The sequence below is a fragment of the Rathayibacter sp. AY1D5 genome (genome assembly GCF_002932515.1).
Taxonomy (GTDB): domain Bacteria; phylum Actinomycetota; class Actinomycetes; order Actinomycetales; family Microbacteriaceae; genus Rathayibacter.
This window is the reverse complement of the sequence record NZ_PSVU01000060.1, coordinates 1-20,037: the sequence shown is the minus strand read 5'-3', so window position 1 is coordinate 20,037 and position 20,037 is coordinate 1. Positions and strand designations below refer to the sequence as shown.

Sequence of the window (20,037 nt, the reverse complement as noted above, 5' to 3'; positions counted from 1 at the left end):
CGTCGGCGGAGCGGACGAGATCGACCTCGGGCACGAGGACCCGGACGCGGCCCAGCTCGACGACCCGGCGCTCCTCCCCCTGCACAGTGGCGGAGCCGAGCACCCCGGAGGGAGCGGGCTGCAGGACCGTGCGGTGCGGGATCGCGTCGATCAGCCGGGGGGCGAGGTCCTGGCCGTCGCCTCCGGCGGTCCCGCCGAGCAGCGGGTTCCGGAGGTGCAGGTGGGTGTAGAGGGTGGCGGCGAGTCGGGCCCGCAGCTCGATCGGCCCGGTGGCCTCGATCACGGTCCCGTCGACCTCGGCCCGCAGCCGGGCGGCGTCGACGCTGATCACGGCCTCGTCGAGGACGGAGCGGGTGGTGAGGGCGGTCATCGCGGGCTCCTGTCGAATCCGAGGGCGGTGGAGTAGGCGGAGGGGGCGAGCAGGACGCGGCGGCCGATGCCGGCGGCGGCCCGCTCGATCCCGGGGAGGCGGGAGACCATCGAGGCCCGGGCGAGGGTGCGGTCGACGAGGTGCCAGCCCAGGTGGGCGGTGGCGCGGACGGCGAGGGCGTCGTCCGCGCCGGCGGTCTCGGCGGCGTAGGCGAGCCACATCCGCCGGATCCTCGGGACCAGTGCCGCCATCCGCTCCGCGATGCGGGCGTCCGCGGCCGCGGTGTCGAAGGCGAGGGGAGGAGCGGAGGCGCCCTCCCGGGTGGTCACGGTGTCGAGCACCGCGCGGTGGATCCACTCCCCCGCCAGCGTGCCGAGGTCGCGGGCCGGATCCCCGATCCCGAACTCCTCCCAGTCGAGCAGCTGGAGGCGCCCGTCGCGGAGGTGGAACTGGTCGAGGCGGAGGTCGCCGTGGATCGGAGCCGTGCGGTTGCCGCTCTCCCACTCGCGGAGATCCTCCGTGGCCGAGACGAGCTGCTCGTCGTGCTGCAGGTCGCCCCAGAAGGCGAGCTCGGCGAGGGTGAGGTCGACGTAGCGGGTGTGCGGGATGCCGACGCGCAGCATCTCGACGGGAGGGCTGGGGTGCGAGGTCGCGGTGAGGCCCGCCACCGGGCCGGCGTGCAGCCGGGCCAGGAGCCGGCCGGCCTGTTCGGGGAAGTCCGCGGGGACGCGCTCCTCCACGAGCAGGAGGGCCAGGCTGGTGCCGGGGCAGTGCTCGAACACCAGCAGGGAGTCGTCCTCGTCGGCCGCCAGCAGGCGGGGTCCGGCCGGGGCGTGCTCGGGGCTCCGGGCGGCGAAGCCGGCGAAGTCCCTGGAGCGGCGGAAGGCCGCGGGGCCCGCCGTCCGGGGCGAGACGTGCTTGACGAAGACGCGGGCGCCGTCGTCGAGGGTCATCGTCCACGACGCGTTCCGGCCGGCGAAGGCGGGGCGGTCGATCGCGGCGACGCGGTGGCGTCCGCCGCCGAGCAGCCGCTCGGTCGAGGCCGCCGCCCGGAGGGCCGCCGGATCCGCGGGGCGGTGCCCGGGGGTCGCGGGGCGGAGCCCGGGAGTCGCGAGGAGAGTCACGATCGTGTCCTTCGGTCGGTCGAGCGGATCAGAAGAGGTAGGTGACGACGAGGTAGGCGCCGCCCGCTCCCCCGACGAGGAGGGCGGTGTTGACGAGCAGCTTCTTGAGGGGCGAGGGGCGGGTCGAGGCGGTGCGCGAGGTGGTCATGGTGGTGTCCTTCCGAGGGGTGGTGGTGGTGGATATCGGGAGCCGGGCCTAGGAGGCGTCGGCGGCCTTGAGGGAGGCGCGGAGCGAGACGCGGGAGCCGGTGCGGAGCGCGTTGTTGCGGTAGACGCGGACGACCAGGCGGAACAGCAGCGGCACCGTGATCGCGGCGACGACTGCGGCGATCACCATCTCGGGGGTGCCGACCGAGTCGAGGCCGAAGCGCATCGGCATCAGGTAGGAGGAGAAGAGGGGGACGAAGGAGAGCGCGTGCACCCAGGCCTCGTCGAGGTTCGCCGGCACCACGTAGAGCGCGATGATCAGCAGCGCCATCTGCACGACGGAGAGCGGCATGGCGGCGGTGCCCAGGTCCTCCTGCCTCGACACGGTCGAGGCGAGCAGGGTGCTGAGGAGCGCGAAGAGCACGTAGCCCTGCAGGAACCAGACGAGGAACCAGACCAGGCTCGGGCCGAGCTCGATCTCGAGGACCGACCACCCGCCGACCACGCTGAACCCGCCGACGACGGCGCCGCCGATCACGAGCAGCTGGGCCAGGGTCACCAGGCCGACGCCGATCATCTTCCCGGCGAGCAGCGGGGCGACGCCGATCTTCGTCAGCAGGATCTCGACGATCCGGGACGACTTCTCCTCGACCACCCCCGAGGCCAGACTCGACGAGGAGTAGACCATCGCGGCGAGCAGGGCGCTGATCATCGCGGTCGCGAACAGGATCCGGGTGTCGAGGATCACGGTCCCCGCCTCCCTCGTCGCGTCGACCAGGAACCAGCCGCCGATCCCGGCGCCGAGGCCGGCGATCGCGGCCAGCGCGAGGGTCGCGGTGAGGATCGTGCGGTTCCCGGTGCGGGTCAGGATCTCGCGGCGGACGATCGTCGCGGCTCCCCGGGCCGGCGTCGGAGGAGCGGAGCTCTCGGCGGTCCGGGCGTGGGCGGCGCGGGGGTGCGTGGTGGTCATCGTCCTGCTCCTTGGATCTCGAGGCGGCGCTCGGCCGCAGGGGTGGAGGCGGCGGTGAGCCGCTCGGACAGCAGCTCGGTCAGCGAGCGCTGCGCGGTGCGGATGCTCCGGAGGCCGCCGTGGCGGGTGAGGGTCGCGAGCACCTGCTCGGGGACGTCCCGGCCGCTGCCCTCGATCGAGACGAGCAGCGACTCCGGCTCACCGGGGACCGGCTCGGCCGACAGTCCCGGTGTGACGCCGAGCTCGGCGACGAGCCGGTCGTCCAGGGGGCGGGAGAACTGCAGCTGCCAGCGGCTGCGGCCGTCGTCCTGCAGCTCGGCCACCGCTCCGCTCGCGGTCACACGGCCGGAGTCGAGCACGCAGACGGTGTCGCAGAGGCGCTCGACCAGGTCGAGCTGGTGGGAGGAGAAGAGCACGCCGACGCCGCGGGCGGACTGCTGCCGGATCAGGCCGGCCATCGTCTCCACGGCGACCGGGTCGAGCCCCGAGAAGGGCTCGTCCAGCACCAGGAGCGACGGATCGCCCACCAGGGACACGGCCAGCTGCACGCGCTGCTGGTTGCCGAGCGAGAGGTCCTGCACCAGCGTGTCGGCCCGCTCGGCCAGGCCCAGCGCGTCGATCACCTCCTCGGCGGTCTCACGGGCTCCCCGGGCGTCGTGCCCCTCGAGCAGAGCGAAGTGGATCACCTGCTCGCGGACCCGCATCTGCGGGTAGAGGCCGCGCTCCTCCGGCATGTAGCCGATCGAGCGGCGGTCCTCGGCGGTGATCGGCGCGCCGTCCCAGGTGATGGTCCCCGTGTCGGGGGTGAGCAGGCCCAGGATCAGCCGCATCGTCGTGGTCTTGCCGGCGCCGTTGCCGCCGATGAAGCCGACGATCTCGCCGCGGCCCACGGACAGGTCCACGTCGTGCAGGACCCGGTGGCCGCCGAATGCACGGCTCACGCCGCTGAGCTGAAGCCCTCGCATGTCATCTCCTCGAAGTCGTTTCTCTTGACTCCTCAGACGCTACGGACGCTCTCGCGAGGGGCTCCTGTACTTCGGTACAGCGCCGAGGTGGCCGAAAGTGCAGGTCCCGCATCACCGGACGTGCAGGTCCCGAGGCGGCCGCGCGTGCAGGTCCGGGGGCGGCCCGGGTGCGGGCCGCCTGCGTCCCGAGCACGACGGACGCCCCCGTGCTCGTCCGGTCGGCGACCGGAGCGCACAGGGGCGTCCGTGGAGGAGGAGGGGCGGGGTCAGGCCGTCGCGCAGCTCCCGTCGACCTCGCCGATGACGCCGTCCGTCACCGACACGACCGCGCAGTTCGGGTAGCCCCGCTGCGGCCGGTGCGCGGGGTCGAGCGCACGGAGGATGCTCCCGAGCACCGCTCCGTGCGTCACGACCAGCACGTCCCCGTGCTCCGCCGCCGGCGCGAACCGCGCGATCGCGGCCTCCACGCGGGCGCGCACGGTGGCACCGCTGTCGGCCCGGCCGGAGGGGTCGTGGCGGTGGATCGCGTCGAGCACCGAGTCGAGACCGGCGTCGGTCATCCGCGGCCAGTCGGCGGAGGAGGGCACGTAGGAGTAGCCGTGATCGGCGAACACCGGCTCCCAGAGCGAGGCGTTCGGCTGCCCCTCGAAGGCGCCGAAGTGCCACTCGCGGAGCTCGACCATCGGCTCGGCCTCGAGCGACGGGTGCCCGGCGAGCGCCGCCGCCGCCGTGGTGCGGGTGCGGGTGAGGTCGCTCGTGAACGCCGCGACGAGCGGCACCTCGCGCATCCGCTCGCCGAGGGCCGCCGCCTGGCGCTCGCCGCGCTCGGTCAGGGGCGAGTCGCACCAGCCCTGCAGCTGGCCGGCGACGTTGAAGAGGGTCTCGGCGTGGCGGACGAGGTGGATCGTGCCGCTCACGGGCGCTCGCTCGCGGGCGTCGTCGGGCGGGCGGGGGTGGCGCGGTGCATGCGGTTCTCCGGGGTCAGCGCGCTACTCCGGAGCGGCGCGCGCGATGTGGAGGGCCAGGAAGGCGACCTCCTCGTTGGGCAGGGCGGCCTGGTACTCGGCCGCCACGAAGGAGCGGACCCGCTCGGCGGAGGCGATCGCGCGCGGGTAGCGGGCGCTGAGGCTGGTGAAGAGGAAGTCGTCCTCGCTCTCGAGCAGGCCGCCCGAGAAGAAGCGCTCGGCGAAGTACTGCAGGTGCGCCACGAAGCGGGCGGAGCGGAGGTCGTCGCGGTCGAGCGCGGCTCCGCTGGAGTGCTGGATGATCGCGGTCACCGAGCGGATGAGCTGCACGATCCGGAGCGAGTCGATCCCGACCTTGCCGAGCTCCGCGTTGGCGAGGTGGAACGCGACGTTCGCGGCCTCGTCGGCGGGCAGCTCCACGTCCAGGCGCTCGCGCATCCGCTCGACCGCCCGCTCCCCCACCGCGTACTGCACGGGGTAGACCGTCCGCATCTCCCAGGCCAGCCGGTTGGCGACCGAGAGCCCGCGCCGCTGCCGCTCCACCGCGAAGTGCAGGTGGTCGGTGAGCGCGAGGTACACGTGGGGGTCGAGCTTCAGCCCCTGCTCCTCCGCGTCGGCGACGACCGCGCGGGTGAGCTCGACGAACTCCGGCGGGATCTGCGCCAGGAGCTCGACGAGGTTGCGCTGATCCGAGTCGTCCAGCGCCACGAACACCTGGTCGACGCTCGAGGACTCGATCGCCTCGCCGGCCTTCGCTCCGAAGCCGATCCCCCTGCCCAGGAGCACGCGCTCGACGCCGCGCTCGTCGACGACGAGGACGACGCTCGAGTTGAGCACCTTCTTGATGGTCTGCATGCGTGTCTCCGTCGACGGCCGCGTCAGGGCTGGGGTGGGGGTGGCGGGGCCTCTGCCCGGAGAGCCGGACGGCGCCTCCGGGCAGAGGAGGATCATCCCAGATCCGCGCCGTTGGAGGCGATGACCTTCTGGTACCAGAAGAACGAGTCCTTCCGGTAGCGCTCGGTGCTGCCGTGGCCGAGGTCGTCCATGTCGACGTAGACGAACCCGTAGCGCTTCGAGATCTGCGAGCTGGAGGCGCTGATCAGGTCGATCGGCGCCCAGCTCACGTAGCCGAGCAGCTCCACGCCCTCGTCCACCGCCTGGATCATCTGCTCGAAGTGCGCGCGGAAGTAGTCGATCCGGTACGGGTCGTGGACCCGGCCGTCCTCGGTCAGCTCGTCGCGCATCCCGAGCCCGTTCTCGACGATGAACAGCGGCTTGCCGTAGCGGTCGTAGAGGTCGATCAGCGAGATCCGCAGCCCGACGGGGTCGATCTGCCAGCCCCACTCGCTCGACTCGAGGAACGGGTTCTTGACGCCGAGGACCGTGTTGCCGGGGGTGCGCTCGGCGTCGGGGCGCACGGACTCCGTCATCGACATGTAGTAGCTGAACGAGATGAAGTCGACGGGGTGCTCGCGCAGCAGCTCGACGTCGCCCGCCTCGAACGGGATCTCGACTCCGCGGCTCTCGAGCGCCCGCAGCGCCAGGCGCGGGTAGGCGCCGCCCGCCTGGACGTCGGTGCAGAGGTAGAGCATCCGCTCCTTCGCCTGCGTCGCCGCGACGTCGTCGGGGTGGCAGGTGTTGGGGTAGGTGGTCAGCATCGTGAGCATGCAGCCCATCCGCGACTCGGGCCACAGCTCCTTCAGCGTCCTCGTGACCGAGGCGGAGGCGACGAACTGGTGGTGCAGGGCCGTGTAGCAGGCCTGCTCCACGCTGCCCTCGACGGTCTCCTCGATGATCCCGCCCGAGGTGAACGGGTGGCGGATGATGCCGTCGATCTCGTTGAAGGTCAGCCACATGTCGACGAGGTGGCCGAAGCGCTCGAAGCAGGTCCGGGCGAAGCGCTCGAACAGCCCGATCGTGCGGCGGTCGACCCAGCCGTTGTGCTTCAGCGCGAGCGCGAGCGGCGGGTCGTAGTGCGAGAGCGTGACCAGCGGCTCTATCCCGAGGCGCCGCATCTCGGTGAAGAGGGCGAGGTAGTAGGCGATGCCCTCCTCGAGCGGCTCCGCCTCCTCCCCCGTCGGGTAGAGGCGGGTCCAGGCGATCGAGACGCGGAGGGTGGTGAAGCCCATCTCGGCGAACAGCGCGAGGTCGCCGGGGTAGCGGTGGTAGAAGTCGATGCCGCGGCGCTTGGGGTAGTACTCGGTGTCGTCGTCGGCCATCGCCGCCGTGATGCTCTCCACCGTGTTGCGGTGGTGGATCGCGTACTCCTTCGGGTCCGCCTTCGGCTTGTAGGAGGCGACGTCGCTGACCGCCGGGCCGCGCCCGCCCTCGCGCCACGCGCCCTCGACCTGGTTGGCGGCGAGGGCGCCGCCCCATCGGAATCCGTCAGGAAGCGCCATCGGCGAGCTCCTTCTCTCTCTGCGTCACGGTCATGATCCGGTCGCCGGCGGTGATCCGCTCGGCGGCCTCGACGAGCACGGTGTACTCGGCGGAGTTGGTCACGAGCACCGGGGTCGTGGTGTCGTAGCCGGCCGCGGTGATCGCGGCCAGGTCGGCGGTGAGGAGCAGCTGCCCGGCCTCGACCCGGTCGCCGACCGCGACGTGCGCCTCGAACGGCGCGCCGTCCAGCTGCACCGTGTCGATGCCGACGTGGATGAGCACCTCGACGCCGTCCGCGCGGCGGAGCCCCACGGCGTGGCGAGAGGAGAGCAGCGCGATGACCTCGCCCGCGAACGGCGCCCGGACGGCTCCGTCGGTGGGGCGGATCGCCAGCCCCTCGCCGAGCACGCCGGCCGAGAACACGGGGTCCGGCACCTCCGAGAGGGGGATGACGGAGCCGGTGAGCGGCGCCTGCAGCGCGAGCGGGCTCCCGGCGGCGGCCGCCACGTCGCCGAGCGCCTGGACGCTGGCGGAGGCGTCGTCGCGCCAGATGACGAAGGAGACGACGAACGAGACGGCGACCGAGATCAGCAGGCCGATCACGGCGTTGAGCAGGTTCCAGGGGTTCAGCCCGTCGATGAACATCGAGATGCTCGCGACGCCGGGGCTGACCAGCGCGAACGCGGCGACCTGCGTGGCGCCGATGTAGGCGCCTCCGACGACGCTGCCCGTGATGACGGAGACGAGGGCGCGCTTGTTCTGCAGCGTGACGCCGTAGAGCGCCGGCTCGGTGATCCCGAAGAGGGCCGAGAGGCCGCCCGAGAAGGCGGTGGCGCGGAGGGTCGCGCTCTTGGTGCGCAGGGCGATCGCGAGACTGGAGCCGGCCTCCGCCGCGTTGTGGGCGAGCGAGGAGGCGAGGTAGAAGGTGTCCTTGCCCGCGCTGGCCATCGTCGCGATGGTCGGCGGGATGAAGGCCTTGTGCATGCCGACCGAGATGATCAGCGGGAGCACGCCGGCCAGCAGCGCGACGGCCACCCAGCCGAGCGCCCCGTAGAGGCCGATCATCGCGCCGGTGAGCATGGAGCCGAGCCAGTAGCCGAGGGGGCCGAGCAGGAAGATCGTGGCCGGAGCGACGATCACGAGGCACATCAGCGGCACGTAGAACGTGCGGATCGGGCCCCACGAGTGCTTCGTGAAGAAGCGCTCGACGACCGAGAGCAGCAGCACGGCCAGGATCGCCGGGAACACCTGGGCGTTGTAGGCGATGACCGGCACCGGGATGCCGAAGAGCGCGACGCCGCCCTCCTGGTTGAGCAGCGTCGTGAACGCCGGGAAGACCAGGACGCCGACGAGCCCGAGCGCGAGCGGCCGGTTCACGTCCAGCTTCTTCGCGCTCGTGTACGCGACGAGCAACGGCAGGAAGCCGAACACCGCGTCCGGGATGGCGGACAGCAGCTTGAAGTTGTCGGAGGCCGGGTCGAGCCAGCCCAGCGCCGAGGCGAGGACGAGGAACGACTTGAAGATGCCGGCGCCCGCGATGGCCGGGATGATCGGCGTGAAGACGCTGACCACGAAGTCCATGATCGTCGCGCCGAGGCGCTTGAGGGACCGCGGCTGCTTCGCCTGCTCCGCGGATGCGGTGGTGCCGCCGCGCAGCTTCTCGACCGCCGCGTACATCTCGCTGACGCCGCTGCCGACGATGACCTGCGTCTGCGGGCCTGTGACGACGCCGATCACGCCGGGCACCGCCTTCAACGCCTCGACGTCGGCCTTCGCGTCGTCCGCCAGCGCGAACCGCAGACGGGTCGAGCAGTGCTGCAGCTTCGCCACGTTGGCGGCGCCGCCGACGTGCTCGAGGATCGCCTTCGCGCTCTCCTGGGTACTCATCGGTACTCCTCCGGGTGTGTGGGGACGCGCGCTTCCCTGCGCTGTGCTGCCCGGCCGTCCGTCGCCGTCCCCGCCCCCTCCGGCACCGTCATCGGTGCTCCGGCGGAGCGTCAGGAGGCGTCCGGGCACAAAAAAAGGACCCGACGACGCTGCTTGCGCGTTTCGTCGGATCCTGCCTGCACGACCAGTCACATGTCCGGGAGCGACGCTAACACGGGGGTGGGTGGGGCGTCAAAGAGGGGGGGCGTGCGCTCGGCCATCGCGTACGGGCGGTTGTTGCACCGGTGTCGGCATGATGGACACGTGGACACTCTCGACGTCGTTGCGGCGGTCATCAGCGATCGCGGCCGTATTCTTGCCTGCCGTCGGCGGGCGGACAAGGCGGCGGGCGGGCTCTGGGAATTTCCCGGCGGCAAGAGAGAACCTGGCGAAACGGCTGAAGTCGCCCTCGCGAGGGAGATCCGCGAGGAGCTGAGCGTGGAGATCGAGGTCGGCCCCAAGCTGACGTCAGATGAAACGGAGGTCGGCGCTCTCACCATTCGGTTGCACTGCTTCCGAGCCGTGGTTCGTGGCCCACGCCCCACGGAGAGCACCGACCACGACCAACTCCTCTGGCTCCTTCCGAGCGAACTCCCCGGACTGGAGTGGGCCCACCCCGATCTGCCGGCCGTTCGGCTTCTTTCCTCTACGGATCGATGAGGTCGAAGCCCTCGTCAGACCTGAACGCTGTGATGATCGAGAGGCTGCGGATGAGATCCAGCATGTCCTCTTCCGGGCGACCGGGAAGCAGGATGACGGGGACTGCCGCGTAGCCCTCGCGCTGCGCAAGATGCGCATAGTCGAGCACCTGCCCGATGGCCATGCGGACGAAGGACCGGGCGGTCGACTTCTTGGCTTCGACGATCCAGCCGCTCGATCGGACGTACAAGTCCGGCTCGACCCGTGAGCTGCCGACCGGGAGGGTCAGACGACTGGGCGGCGTGCCGTTCTCGGTCAGCCAGAGCCCAAAGTCGGACTGCAGCTCGAACTCGATTCGGGAGACGACCCGGTCATCGAGAGGGCTGACATCCGCACCCGCGATGACTATGTCGGAGTGCTCGGGAGGCGTCCAGTCGCCGAGCGAGGCAGCGGGCTCCTGCATGCCACCATAGGTCGGCAGCCGAGTGATGTCCGCCGCGAGCGGCAGGAGAGTGAAGATGATGCCGCGTCGCTGCGTCCCTTCGGTGTCCGGGATGATCTCCCACCGGTAGGTCGGAGTCCCTGTCGTGAAGGCACCGATGTAGGTCACGCTCGTTCCCTGCACCGTGAAGAGCCGAAGCACCCGCCCATCCTGCGCCGCGTCCCGGAGAGCCCTGTTGCCGCGAAGAAAAACTTGGTCACCGACCTGCCCTTCTCCCGTGTAGGAGTAAGACCCGTCCTCGCGAAGTCCCTCGAACCGGTCGTAGCCGTATCGAGCTCCCTTCGCCGGATCGGTGAAGATGAAGATTTCACGGAGCGCTCGCGGCGTCACGATCCCCTGCTGCTGCTGCCCTCCGTAGGCGCGGTGAATATCACGCCGGAGGACCTGGTCGCCCACTTCCAAGGTGAACCGACGCTCGGTGGTGTCTCGTCGAAGCAGACGGGAGCGGACAGCCTCCGCCTGCGCTTCGGTCAGATCCCACCGAGATTCCTCAGCCGGAAGAGTTCCGTAGGAGGAGCGGAGGAGGCTTCGGATTCGACGCTGAGAAACGCCCAGTTCAAGTGAGAGTGTGGCGGGAGTAACGGGAGGCATCTCGCGAGACTAGGAATGCTCGGAGCACGTTCTGTCGAGATGTACTCGTGTTAGCGACAGAGTTACTCATATTGCCTAAGTGCTGAACTTTGTGCCGCATGCGTCCCAGAAGAGAGGTCACAGAAGAGACCATTACTCACTATCGCAGAGTTGAAGGACGCTAATGCGGTCACGCCGGCCGCTGTTGCGGCGTCGGGACGACCCTCCATCAGAGGAAAGAGGTTCTCCCCCTCAATACCGGCACCCCGCCAGCACCGCCTCCGACGCCGCCCGGTCCCGGGCGCCGATCCCGAGCCCGTACTCGCTGAGCACCGCCACGAACTGCTCCACGTACCCGCAGCGCAGCTCCGCGGCCGGTGGCAGCCACTCCCCCGGGCCGGCGTCGCTCTTCGCGCGGTTCGTCTGCTCGGAGGCGGCGACGAGGTTCGCGGGGTCGTTCGCGAAGGCGAAGCGCTGGTCGTCCGTCCACGACCAGGCGCCGTGGTGCCACGCCCAGCCGAGGGCGACGACGTGGTCGATCTGCACGAGGCGGGAGGTGTCGGTCCCGGAGACGAAGGCGACCGAGGTGCCGTCGTAGGGGTCGATCAGGGTGCCGGTGAGGACCTTGCAGTCGCGGGTGCCGGGCTTGAACACGGGGGCGAGCAGGTCACGGCCGAGGACGTCGTTGCGGGTGTCGCAGCCGTTGCGGTCGACGTCCGACCACGCCTGTCCGAAGAGGTCGCGGTCGTAGGGGACGGCGGCGGGGCCTTCGACCGCGGGGAGAGCGGCCAGCGTCGCGAGGGACGGAGCGGACGGCCCCGTTTCCGGAGCGGACGGCTCGACGTCCCCCGAGGGGCTGCTCGGCGCGGGAGCAGCGGGACTGCTCGACGCCGCAGAAGCACCGGCCGAGGAGGACACCGCCTCCGGTCCGCCTCCTCCCGCCGTGTCCGACAGCGCGACGGCGGCGACGGCGAGCGCCGCAGCTCCCAGCAGAGCGAGGATCGCACCGGCCCGTCGACGAGGGCGCCGGCGCACGGGGAAGGTAGGCCAGTGGCGCATGATCGACCCTCCTGCGATGAGACCCGCGATGCGGTCGACGCGACGCGCCTCCTCAGTATGCGGAGTGACCCGCTCCGGGCTCGACGGTCGGGTGGAGCGTCGGGAACGGGGCGGCCGCGCGGAGCGACAGCGTCGACGACCGGGCTCGAGCCTCCCGGAGGCCACCTCGTCGCGCCCGCGCCGTCGACCCGCGCCTGCTTGACTGCTCCCATGGAGATCTTCATCGGAGTGGTCGGCCTGCTCGGCGGGCTGGTCATCGCCGGGCTCGCGGTCGTCGCGGTGGTCATCGGACGGCGGCGGGCGGTGCCGGCGTCGCTGGTCGACGTCGAGGTGCGGCTGACGCACGCCGGGGACGACTGGTGGCGGGTGGGCGCGCGGGTGCGCAACTCCGGCCGCTCGCTCGTGCCGGTGACGAGCTACAGCGACGGGCGGCCGATCTCGGTCGATCTCGGCGGGGCCGTGTCGGCGGAGTGGTACGGGTCGGCTCCCCGGTCGGACGCGTGGCGGATCGATCCGGCGGTCGGGCTCCTCCTCGGACCCGTCGCGCTGGAGCGCGGGGCCGACCTGGGGGCGACCATCGTCGTGCGCGGGCGGCCGCAGGTGCGGATCGACGCGCCGCTGCGCTACGTGCCGGTGCGCGAGAACGTGATCGAGTCGCGGACGCCGGACGCCGCTCCGGTCTGGGGCGTGTCCGAGGCCGCGACCTCTCCGGCAGCAGCGCCTGCGTCGGCTCCCCCCGCGCCGATCCGCCCGCGCCAGCAGCGTCCGATGGACGCCGACCCGTCACGTCCCGAGCGCGAGAGCGTCCTCCGCGGCGGCTTCGGAGTGTGGGCGGCCATGATCGCGGGGGGCGCCGGAGCCGTCGGCGTCGCGATCGGGATCGCCCTCGAGCTGGCCGGCGTCGAGGCGTCGGGGCTCGGCGGCGCGGGCATCATCCTGATCGCGGCCGGCTTCCTCGGCCTCGTCGGCACCCTCGTGATCCGGCTGCTGCGCCGCTGGCTCGAGCCGCCCGCCCTCTGGCGGACGCCCGCGCAGCGCCTCCGCCGCCCCGGGACGATCACCGTCCTCATCCTGAGCTACGCGGGGCTGGCGCTGTTCTGCACCGAGTTCGCGGCGCAGTCGGTGACCGGCGACACGACCTGGGTGGCCGGTGTCGCCGTGCTGATGCTGATCGCCGCATTGATCGGCATGGGACTCGTCGGGTTCCTCCGTCTGGTGGTCCTGCTCGGCGTGCGCCGCGCCTCCCGGGAGACCCCGTGACCCGTGAGGTCGTCGTCGTCGGAGCCGGCCTGGTCGGAGCGGCGACAGCCCGCGCCCTCACCGAGCGCGGCGATCGCGTGGTGCTCGTCGAGCAGTTCGAGCGGGGTCACGACCGCGGCTCGTCCCACGGCGCGACGCGCATCTTCCGCCGCGGCTACCTCGAGGACGACTACCGCGCCCTCACCGGACGGGCCGGGCGCGCCTGGGCACGGCTGGAGGCTGAGACCGGCCGCCGCCTGCTGCACCCGGTCGGCGCGATCGACCACGGCGACCCCGCCGTGCTGGCCGCCGTCGAGGCTGTCCTCCTGCGCGACGGGATCCCCGTGGTGCGGATCGAGGCGGACGAGGCGCAGCGGCGCTGGCCGGGACTCCGCTTCGAGACCGACGTCCTGCTGCACCCCGAGGGCGGACGCCTCGACGCGGTGGCCGCGATCGACGCGATGCTCGACTCCGCCCTCGGACGCAGCGCCGTCCTCCGGACGCAGACGCGGGTGCTGGGCATCGAGGAGCGCGCCGACGACGTGCGCGTGCTGACCACCGATGGCGCCCTCGACGCCGACGCGGTCGTCGTGGCCGGCGGATCCTGGACGCCGCCGCTCGTGGACGGCCTCGTCCGCGCGGCCGGCCGACGCCTCCCTCCGCTGCGCGTCACGCAGGAGCAGCCCGCGCACTTCGCGACGGACCTGCCCCTCGACTCGTGGCCGAGCTTCGCCCACCACCGCGCCGGCCTGCCCGTCGTCTACGGGCTCGCGACGCCCGGAGTCGGGGTGAAGGTGGGCGAGCACAGCACCGGAGTCGTCGTCGATCCGGACGAGCGCACCTTCGAGCCCGAGCCCGGAGCGCTCGCCCGCCTCGTCGGCTACGTCGCGGAGTGGATTCCGGGCGTGGACGCGGCGAGCGCCACTCCGATCAGCTGCCTCTACGACAGCACGCCCGACGAGGACTTCGTGCTCGACCGCGTGGGCCGCGTGACTCTGGCGACCGGGTTCTCGGGGCACGGCTTCACGTTCGGTCCGGTCCTGGGCGAGCTGCTCGCGGACCTCGTCGCCGGCGGAGTGGCGCGGGAGCGGTTCCAGCTGCTGCCGGCGTGAGGGGCGGGTGCGTCCGGAGGAGTGGCTTCCGACCGGGGAGCAGCGGCTTCTGACCGGGGAGCAGCGGGTGGATTCCGACGCAGCAGCGTCTGCTCAGCGGCCTGCGGGGCCCGTCCCGTGCTGCTCGCGGCCGTCCGGGTCGAGGAGCACGGCGTCGTCCCAGCCGCTCGCCGCCTCCCTCGCACGGGCCTTCGCGGGCGCGCGCCGAGCCACCGCGACGACGATCAGCGCCCCCAGCATCACCAGGGCGGCGGTCTGCAGCGGCGGCGCGACCATCGCGAGCGCCTGCCGCACGTAGAGCTCCGGCGGGACCGTGATCGAGTCGCCCTGGTACTGGTTCGGCAGCAGGAGGACCACGACCGGGAGCGCGAGCACTGCGGCCCAGAGGACGACGGTCACCGCGATCGCGGCGGCCCAGAGCAGGCGGACCCGCGTCATCGGCGGGGAGCCCTCAGCAGCGGGACCACGACCGCCAGGCCGAGGGCGATCAGGCCGACGGTGAGGAACGGTCCGATCGCGTTGTCGCTGAGCACGCGGAGGTACTGCTCGGGCCCGAAGGCGCTCTGCGACGGCGAGTAGTCGTACCAGCTGTGGGAGCTGTTCCAGAGGGCGAGGAGTCCGACGAGGACGCTCACGGCGCCGACGACCGCCAGGGTTCCGGCGATGCGGCGAGTGGAGACAGCGGGGCGGGGGTCGGCGTCGGGCGCGTCGTGACGGTCACCGGAGTCGGGTGCCGCGTCGCCGGGAGCGGAGTCGGGTTCGGTGGGGAGCGGGACGGTCGGCTCGGTCGGGAGTGGGACAGTCGGCTCCGCGGCTCGGGGCGCGGTCGGCTCCGCGGGTGTCGGGACGGCCCGCACCGCCGCTCTCGCGCGCTCAGGAGCGGTGAGTCGGCCGGAGACTCGGGAGCCCGTCGGGCCGTCGACCGATCGCACGTCCTCCTGATCGGGAGCGGACCCGCCACCTCGCCGGCCGGCCGATCGCCCGATGCCCGAGGTCCCGCCCGACAGGAACGGGGAGCGGAGGCGCTCCTCGCCGCTGCCGCGCCGCTCGGCCTCGCGTCCGTCGTAGCCGCGCTGGAAGCCCGCGTGGTAGCGCGGGTCGGTGCCGCCCTCGTCCGTCCCGCCGCTCTCTCGTGGGGAGCCGTTCGCTCCGGTGCTCCGCGCCATGCCGTCCCCCGCTTCGTGCAGTCGGGCCATCATGTCGCACCTCGCCCGCTGCGGGGAGGTGCCGGGCGGAGCTCGGGGTGCGGTCGGCGGAGGCGGGGGTTCAGCGCCCGGCCGCGGTGGTGCGCGACGGGAGGCTGACGATCCCCGCTCCGACCAGCAGCAGGCCGATCGTCACCGCCGTCAGCGCCGGCCAGCCACCGGCTCCGACGGCCAGGCCGAGGAGCCAGCCGCCGGCGGCCGAGCCCGCGTAGAAGGCGATCGTGTAGACCGCACCGGCGTGCCCTCGGAGTGCCGGAACCGCCCGCGCTCCCGTCCAGGCGGCGCCGGTCGCGTGCAGGGCGAAGAAGCCGGCCGTGAAGACGAGGAGTCCCGCGATCACCACTGCGACGTTCTCGGCGAGCATCACCAGCAGTCCGACGATCATCAGGGCGACGCCGATCCGCATGACGAGGCGGGGACCGATCCGCGGCCCCCATCTCCCCGCGAGCCGGGAGGAGAGGGTTCCCGCGAGATAGGCGGCGAAGAGGAGGGAGACGAGCGCGGGCGCCAGCGCGAACGGCGGCGCCTCGAGCCGGAACGCCAGGTAGTTGTAGACCGCGACGAACACGCCGACCGCGAGGAACGTCTGCAGCGCGATCGCGACGAGCATCGGATCGCGGAGCACCTGCGCCGTCTTCGCTCGCCAGCCGCCGGGAGCAGTCTCGCGCGTGCCGCCGCCCCGGGGCGCGAGCACGGCGAAGACGATCGCCGCCGCTGCGCAGACGGCCGTCACGACGAGCAGGGCTCCGCGCCATCCGAGCGCCGCCGCGAGCGGTCCGGCGAGCAGGCGTCCGGCGGCACCGCCGATCGTGGTCCCGGAGACGTACGCCGTCGCGGCGGCCGTCGCTCCGGCGCCTCCGACCCGGTCGTGGATCGCCGCGACGGCGAGGGCCGGGACGGCACCCAGTGCCGCTCCCCCGAGGAAGCGCAGGACGAGGAGGAGCTCGAAGGTCGGGGCGACGCAGGCGAGCAGCGCCAGGACCACCGACGTGAGGACCGCGATCCGCATGGATTCGAGCCGTCCGATGCGCTCGGCCACCGAGGCCCACGGCAGCACCGAGAGCGCCAGTCCGAGGGTCGCGGCCGAGACGGTGAGCGCGGCGTCGGACGGGGCGAGGGCCCATTCCCGCGCGAGCTGCGGGAGGACGCTCTGCACGGCGTAGAGCTCGGCGAAGGTCGCGACTCCGGCGGCGAGGAGGGCGATGGTCAGCCGCCGCTGCGAGAAGGGGGCCGCTGCGCGCATCGGTCGGGTGCGTGCGGCGGTGCTCATGGTTCCGACGGTAGACCGCCTGCGGGTGCATGACTAATGCCCTTTCTCGTACTGTTCATGCGTTCTGGTCATGTCCGGATCTAGGGTGGTGGCGTGTCCGACGACTGGCCCGCGACCCTCCGCCTCCTGCCCCTGCTCGTCGCGGTCGCCCAGACCGGGAGCGTCACGGCGGCGGCCGCCGAGCTCGGGATCCCGCAGCCGACCGCGAGCCGGTCGCTCGCCCGGCTGTCCGCCCTGGTCGGCACTCCCCTGGTCCGCCGGGAGGGCCGTGGGGTGGTGCTGACGGAGGCGGGGACCCGTCTCGCCGAGGCCGCTCAGGACGGCATGTCGGTGATCCGCGCCGGGCTCGCGGAGGTGCGGCAGGCGGGCGACGTGGAGCACGGCCGGATCGACCTCGCCTTCCAGACGCTCCTCGGGGAGAGCTTCGTGCCGGATGTGATCCGCCGGTTCCGCCGCCGCTGGCCGCAGGTCGGCTTCGGGCTCCGTCACGGCTCCCGCGCCCTCTGCCTGAGGGCCGTGGCGGAGGGCGAGTCCGAGCTGGCGATCGTTGCGGATCCGCCCGATCTCCCCGGAACCACCACGACGACCCTCTACTCGGAGCCTCTCCTCGCGGTCGTGGACCCCCGTCATCCGCTGGCCTCGCGGCGCTCGGTCACGGTAGAGGACCTCCGCGGCCTCGACCTGATCATGCTGGCGCCCGGCTACGGCCTCCACGAGTCGGCCCGGCGCCTGCTCGCCGTGGACGGCCGCGACCCCGTGCCGGCGTTCGAGGTCGGCGACTACCGCGCCGCCCGGGGACTCGCGGCAGCCGGCCTCGGAATCACGATCCTGCCGCCGAGCCCGTCCTCGGTCGACGACGACGTCCGCGAGATCCCGATCGACGATCCGGGCGCGAGCCGTGAGATCGGTGTGCTCGCCCGCGACACCGGGAACCCGGTCGTCCCCGAGTTCCTGCGGGCCCTGCACGCCGCGGCGGCCGCCCGGCGCCGGTGACCGCTGCTCGGCTCTGCTGTCAAGCACAGGAAGCGGAGGCCCTTCGTGCAGCAAGCTTCGAGAGGATCCCCGCACCGCCAGCGACACCCCCCTCCCCCCGCTCCTGCACCACGTCACCGAGGACGGCCCCGGTCATGATCCTTCTCCGCACCCACGCCAACCGCTGGACCGCGCGCGCCCGCCGCAGCGGCGGCGTCCTCGGCATCATCACCCTGGTCTCCGACCTCCCCCGCCCGGCCTATCGGACGGTCCGCCTCGACCCGACGAGCGGTGAGCGCGTCCTGCTCCGCGACACCGCCGAGCTCGAGGAGGCCTTCGCCGTGCTCCTCGCCGGGCTCGAGCGCTCGCGCATCGCGGCCTCGGCATCCCCAGCCGAGTCGGCTCCCCCGTGCGCCCCGGTCGACGCGCCCGTCGCAGTCGAGGACGACCTCGAGGAAGCCGCCTGACCTGACGGCGTCCTTGCGGGGAGACCCTCACCGCGCATCAGGTGCCGAGCTCTCCGCCCGCCTCCTTCACACTCGACGTGTCGGATCGACGTGCCGTGACACCTCGACCGGCGGATCCGTCCTCGGCAGGTCCCGCGGACCGATGACCCGTCGGAGCCGGGCCGACCTGCGCGACCGCAGGAGAGCCCGGCGCCAGCGCGGATCGGTGCGGGCCCGGAGGTGGGGGTCCACCGGGCGGAAGCCTCCCGCGGTCCGCTCCTCGATCAGCACGATCGTCGCGGTCGCGAGGTGCAGTCTCCGGACCGGCTCCCTCTCGGGATGCGGATGCCCGGAACGCGTGCGGAGCTGCTGCTCCAGCTGCTCCGGGTCGGCGGACCACCAGGTGCTGACGCCGACGCGTCCATCGGGGAGAGGGAAGCGCTCGGTGATGCGGTACGGGAGGCCGTGCTCGGTCATGCAGTAGTGCCTTTCGAGGAGAGGGTCCGGGAGCCCGGGCCGCGCTGCAGCGGCCCGGGCTCCGGTTCACGAGGTGCGGGTCGAGCGACGGCGCAGCGCCATCAGGGCGCCGCCGGCCAGGAGCAGAGCGCCGGCTCCGGCCGCGAGGGGCCCGGCCGCCGCTCCCGTCGAGGCGAGGACCGTCGGCACGAGTCCGACCGGAGGCACCGCCACCTGGGCGCAGCTGGCTCCACCGTCGTCCGCGCACGGGTGCAGGACGGTCGTCGGATCGAAGCCCTCCGGGACCTCGGTCAGGCGCGCCCGGTTGGGGATGGTCCACGCGTCCACGCCGTCGGCGACCCGTCCGGTCACGGTGAACGTCGTCGACGCTCCCGGGGCCAGAGACAGGTTCTCGACAGTCAGGTCGGACGACGCCGGGCCGCCGTCCCGGGAGATCGTGACGTCGCTCAGGTGCGCGAGCTCGGGGACGTCGGTGAGGGTCACCCCGTCCGCCGGCCGAGCCCCCTCGTTGGCGACCACGATCCGGAACCCGGCACGCCCGCCGTGGTCGACCTGATTCCCGATCGCCGTCTTCTCGATGGAGAGCCTTCCCTCGACGGGCGGCACCGGGATCTCGGCGCAGGACGACGTCGCATCGTCAGCGCAGGCGTTCTCGACCGTCGGCGGGTCGAAGCCCTCGGGCTGGTGGGTGATCGAGACGCGGTTGGGCAGGGTCGCGGCGTCGTACCCGTCGGCGACCCGGCCGCTGACGTGCAGCGACACCTGACCGCCGGCGGGGATGTCGAGACCCGTGACGGGCTCCGTGGCCGGCTGCGTTCCTCCGGCGCCGTTCTCGATGGTCGCCTCGAGCAGGTGGTCGAGCGTCGGGACGTCGGTCACGGTCACGTCCGTGGCGTCGACCGTTCCGGTGTTCGCCACGACGATGTCGAAGCCCGCCGTGCCGCCGTGCTCGGCGCTCGCCTGGGACGCGGCCTTCCGGATCTGGAGCGACCCCTCGCCGATGTCGTGCGGGACGGTGGCGCAGGGGTTCGCGTCGGTCCCCGTGCCGGACGAGGCGGGAGCGAAGGGCGCATCGGCGAGGCAGGCCGTGTTCGTCAGCGCGCGGTCCCCCTCGCCGGTCACGATCACGTCGAAGGTCAGCTCGGCCGTCGCCCCGACCGGCAGGCTGCCGGCCGCCCAGGAGATGCGGCCCGTCTCCGCGTCGATCGTGGCCGTGCCCTGCGAGGCGCGGAGGGAGTCGGCGTCGAGCTCGGCGTCGTCGAGCACGCCCTTGTCGAGGTAATCGATGACGGCGGCGTCGGAGTAGTCCCCGGTCCCGTCCGAGGTCAGCGTCACCCGGTAGGGCACGCGGGTGCCGCGGAGCAGCGGAGTGGCGGAGTCGACCGACGAGGTCTTCGCGATGGTCACGTGCGGCGCGAGCGGATCGAGGCGTGCGACCGCGACCGCACCGTCCGAGCCGTAGGCCCAGTCGTCGATCGCCCGCAGGTCGCCGTAGGAGCCGTGCACCGAGTCGTTGGCGTTGGGGATGCGGCCCCGCCCGGAGTCGTCGCCCTCCCAGCGGTGCACCCCGCCGGACGAGTCGGTGCCGCCGTCGCCGGACGTCACCGCGGAGGTGCCGGAGTACCGCTCCGAGTTCGATCCGGCGAGGAGCGAGTCGTCCCAGTGGACCATCGACGGGTCATCGCCGCCGCCGGTCGACC

General features: G+C 72.6%; 19 protein-coding genes and 1 pseudogene. 5 read left to right on the top strand and 15 right to left on the bottom strand.

Annotated features, from left to right (window positions below):
• From C5C82_RS15075 to C5C82_RS15040, 8 genes and pseudogenes are all read right to left on the bottom strand, one after another.
• Positions 1-370: pseudogene (locus C5C82_RS15075) on the bottom strand (hypothetical protein); the annotation flags it as partial.
• Positions 367-1,494 (bottom strand): class V lanthionine synthetase subunit LxmK, encoded by a 1,128-nt coding sequence (gene lxmK, locus C5C82_RS15070; protein ID WP_258059357.1) that lies wholly within the window; start codon positions 1,492-1,494, stop codon positions 367-369. The gene lxmK and the pseudogene C5C82_RS15075, both read right to left, overlap by 4 nt.
• A 196-nt stretch (positions 1,495-1,690) precedes the next feature.
• Complete coding sequence (locus C5C82_RS15065; RefSeq protein ID WP_104257113.1) at positions 1,691-2,611, bottom strand: ABC transporter permease; 921 nt, start codon at positions 2,609-2,611, stop codon at positions 1,691-1,693.
• Positions 2,608-3,552 carry an ABC transporter ATP-binding protein gene (locus C5C82_RS15060; RefSeq protein ID WP_258063731.1) on the bottom strand — a complete coding sequence of 315 codons (945 nt, stop codon included), beginning with the start codon at positions 3,550-3,552 and terminating at the stop codon, positions 2,608-2,610. The genes C5C82_RS15065 and C5C82_RS15060 overlap by 4 nt, the downstream gene beginning before the upstream one ends.
• A gap of 290 nt (positions 3,553-3,842) precedes the next feature.
• Positions 3,843-4,493 (bottom strand): histidine phosphatase family protein, encoded by a 651-nt coding sequence (locus C5C82_RS15055; protein WP_104246978.1) that lies wholly within the window; start codon positions 4,491-4,493, stop codon positions 3,843-3,845.
• 72 nt (positions 4,494-4,565) lie between these two features.
• Positions 4,566-5,396 (bottom strand): PRD domain-containing protein, encoded by an 831-nt coding sequence (locus C5C82_RS15050; RefSeq protein ID WP_104257111.1) that lies wholly within the window; start codon positions 5,394-5,396, stop codon positions 4,566-4,568.
• A gap of 92 nt (positions 5,397-5,488) precedes the next feature.
• On the bottom strand, positions 5,489-6,940 hold the full coding sequence (locus C5C82_RS15045) for a glycoside hydrolase family 1 protein (RefSeq protein ID WP_104291724.1): 1,452 nt from the start codon (positions 6,938-6,940) through the stop codon (positions 5,489-5,491).
• Complete coding sequence (locus C5C82_RS15040; RefSeq protein WP_104225132.1) at positions 6,927-8,807, bottom strand: beta-glucoside-specific PTS transporter subunit IIABC; 1,881 nt, start codon at positions 8,805-8,807, stop codon at positions 6,927-6,929. The genes C5C82_RS15045 and C5C82_RS15040 overlap by 14 nt, the downstream gene beginning before the upstream one ends.
• A gap of 303 nt (positions 8,808-9,110) precedes the next feature.
• Between C5C82_RS15040 and C5C82_RS15035 the strand changes: the two genes are divergently transcribed.
• Positions 9,111-9,506 carry a (deoxy)nucleoside triphosphate pyrophosphohydrolase gene (locus C5C82_RS15035; protein WP_104326295.1) on the top strand — a complete coding sequence of 132 codons (396 nt, stop codon included), beginning with the start codon at positions 9,111-9,113 and terminating at the stop codon, positions 9,504-9,506.
• Here C5C82_RS15035 and C5C82_RS15030 read toward each other — a convergent pair.
• Positions 9,493-10,383, bottom strand: a complete 891-nt coding sequence (locus C5C82_RS15030; protein ID WP_258065471.1) for a hypothetical protein — start codon at positions 10,381-10,383, stop codon at positions 9,493-9,495. The two genes, C5C82_RS15035 and C5C82_RS15030, sit on opposite strands and share 14 nt — an antisense overlap.
• A 426-nt stretch (positions 10,384-10,809) precedes the next feature.
• Positions 10,810-11,616 carry an HNH endonuclease family protein gene (locus C5C82_RS15025; RefSeq protein ID WP_104291727.1) on the bottom strand — a complete coding sequence of 269 codons (807 nt, stop codon included), beginning with the start codon at positions 11,614-11,616 and terminating at the stop codon, positions 10,810-10,812.
• Positions 11,617-11,826: 210 nt separating this feature from the next.
• Between C5C82_RS15025 and C5C82_RS15020 the strand changes: the two genes are divergently transcribed.
• Both C5C82_RS15020 and C5C82_RS15015 read left to right on the top strand, forming a co-directional pair.
• Complete coding sequence (locus C5C82_RS15020) at positions 11,827-12,876, top strand: hypothetical protein (RefSeq protein WP_104355300.1); 1,050 nt, start codon at positions 11,827-11,829, stop codon at positions 12,874-12,876.
• Positions 12,873-13,967, top strand: a complete 1,095-nt coding sequence (locus C5C82_RS15015) for an FAD-dependent oxidoreductase (RefSeq protein WP_104326313.1) — start codon at positions 12,873-12,875, stop codon at positions 13,965-13,967. The genes C5C82_RS15020 and C5C82_RS15015 overlap by 4 nt, the downstream gene beginning before the upstream one ends.
• Positions 13,968-14,060: 93 nt before the next feature.
• Here the strand turns inward: C5C82_RS15015 and C5C82_RS15010 are convergent, their stop codons facing one another.
• The 3 genes from C5C82_RS15010 to C5C82_RS14995 form a co-directional block, all read right to left on the bottom strand.
• Positions 14,061-14,405: a hypothetical protein gene (locus tag C5C82_RS15010; protein ID WP_104291729.1), complete on the bottom strand. Its 345-nt coding sequence runs from the start codon at positions 14,403-14,405 to the stop codon at positions 14,061-14,063.
• Entirely contained in the window at positions 14,402-15,166 is a 765-nt protein-coding gene (locus C5C82_RS17360) for a hypothetical protein (RefSeq protein WP_146086005.1), read from the bottom strand. The genes C5C82_RS15010 and C5C82_RS17360 overlap by 4 nt, the downstream gene beginning before the upstream one ends.
• Before the next feature lie 67 nt (positions 15,167-15,233).
• Positions 15,234-16,442, bottom strand: coding sequence for an MFS transporter (locus tag C5C82_RS14995; RefSeq protein ID WP_104266674.1), 1,209 nt, complete (start codon positions 16,440-16,442; stop codon positions 15,234-15,236).
• 93 nt (positions 16,443-16,535) lie between these two features.
• Between C5C82_RS14995 and C5C82_RS14990 the strand changes: the two genes are divergently transcribed.
• A complete protein-coding gene (locus C5C82_RS14990; protein ID WP_104355299.1) occupies positions 16,536-17,435 on the top strand; it encodes a LysR family transcriptional regulator in 900 nt (299 codons plus the stop codon).
• 134 nt (positions 17,436-17,569) lie between these two features.
• Entirely contained in the window at positions 17,570-17,881 is a 312-nt protein-coding gene (locus tag C5C82_RS14985; protein WP_104261625.1) for a hypothetical protein, read from the top strand.
• Positions 17,882-17,947: 66 nt separating this feature from the next.
• Here the strand turns inward: C5C82_RS14985 and C5C82_RS14980 are convergent, their stop codons facing one another.
• Together C5C82_RS14980 and C5C82_RS14975 are read right to left on the bottom strand one after the other, a co-directional pair.
• Positions 17,948-18,337 (bottom strand): hypothetical protein, encoded by a 390-nt coding sequence (locus C5C82_RS14980; RefSeq protein WP_104355298.1) that lies wholly within the window; start codon positions 18,335-18,337, stop codon positions 17,948-17,950.
• A 66-nt stretch (positions 18,338-18,403) separates the two neighbouring features.
• Positions 18,404-20,037, bottom strand: a 1,634-nt coding sequence (locus tag C5C82_RS14975; protein ID WP_219814852.1) for a DUF11 domain-containing protein, incomplete at its 5' end; no start/stop codon positions are given.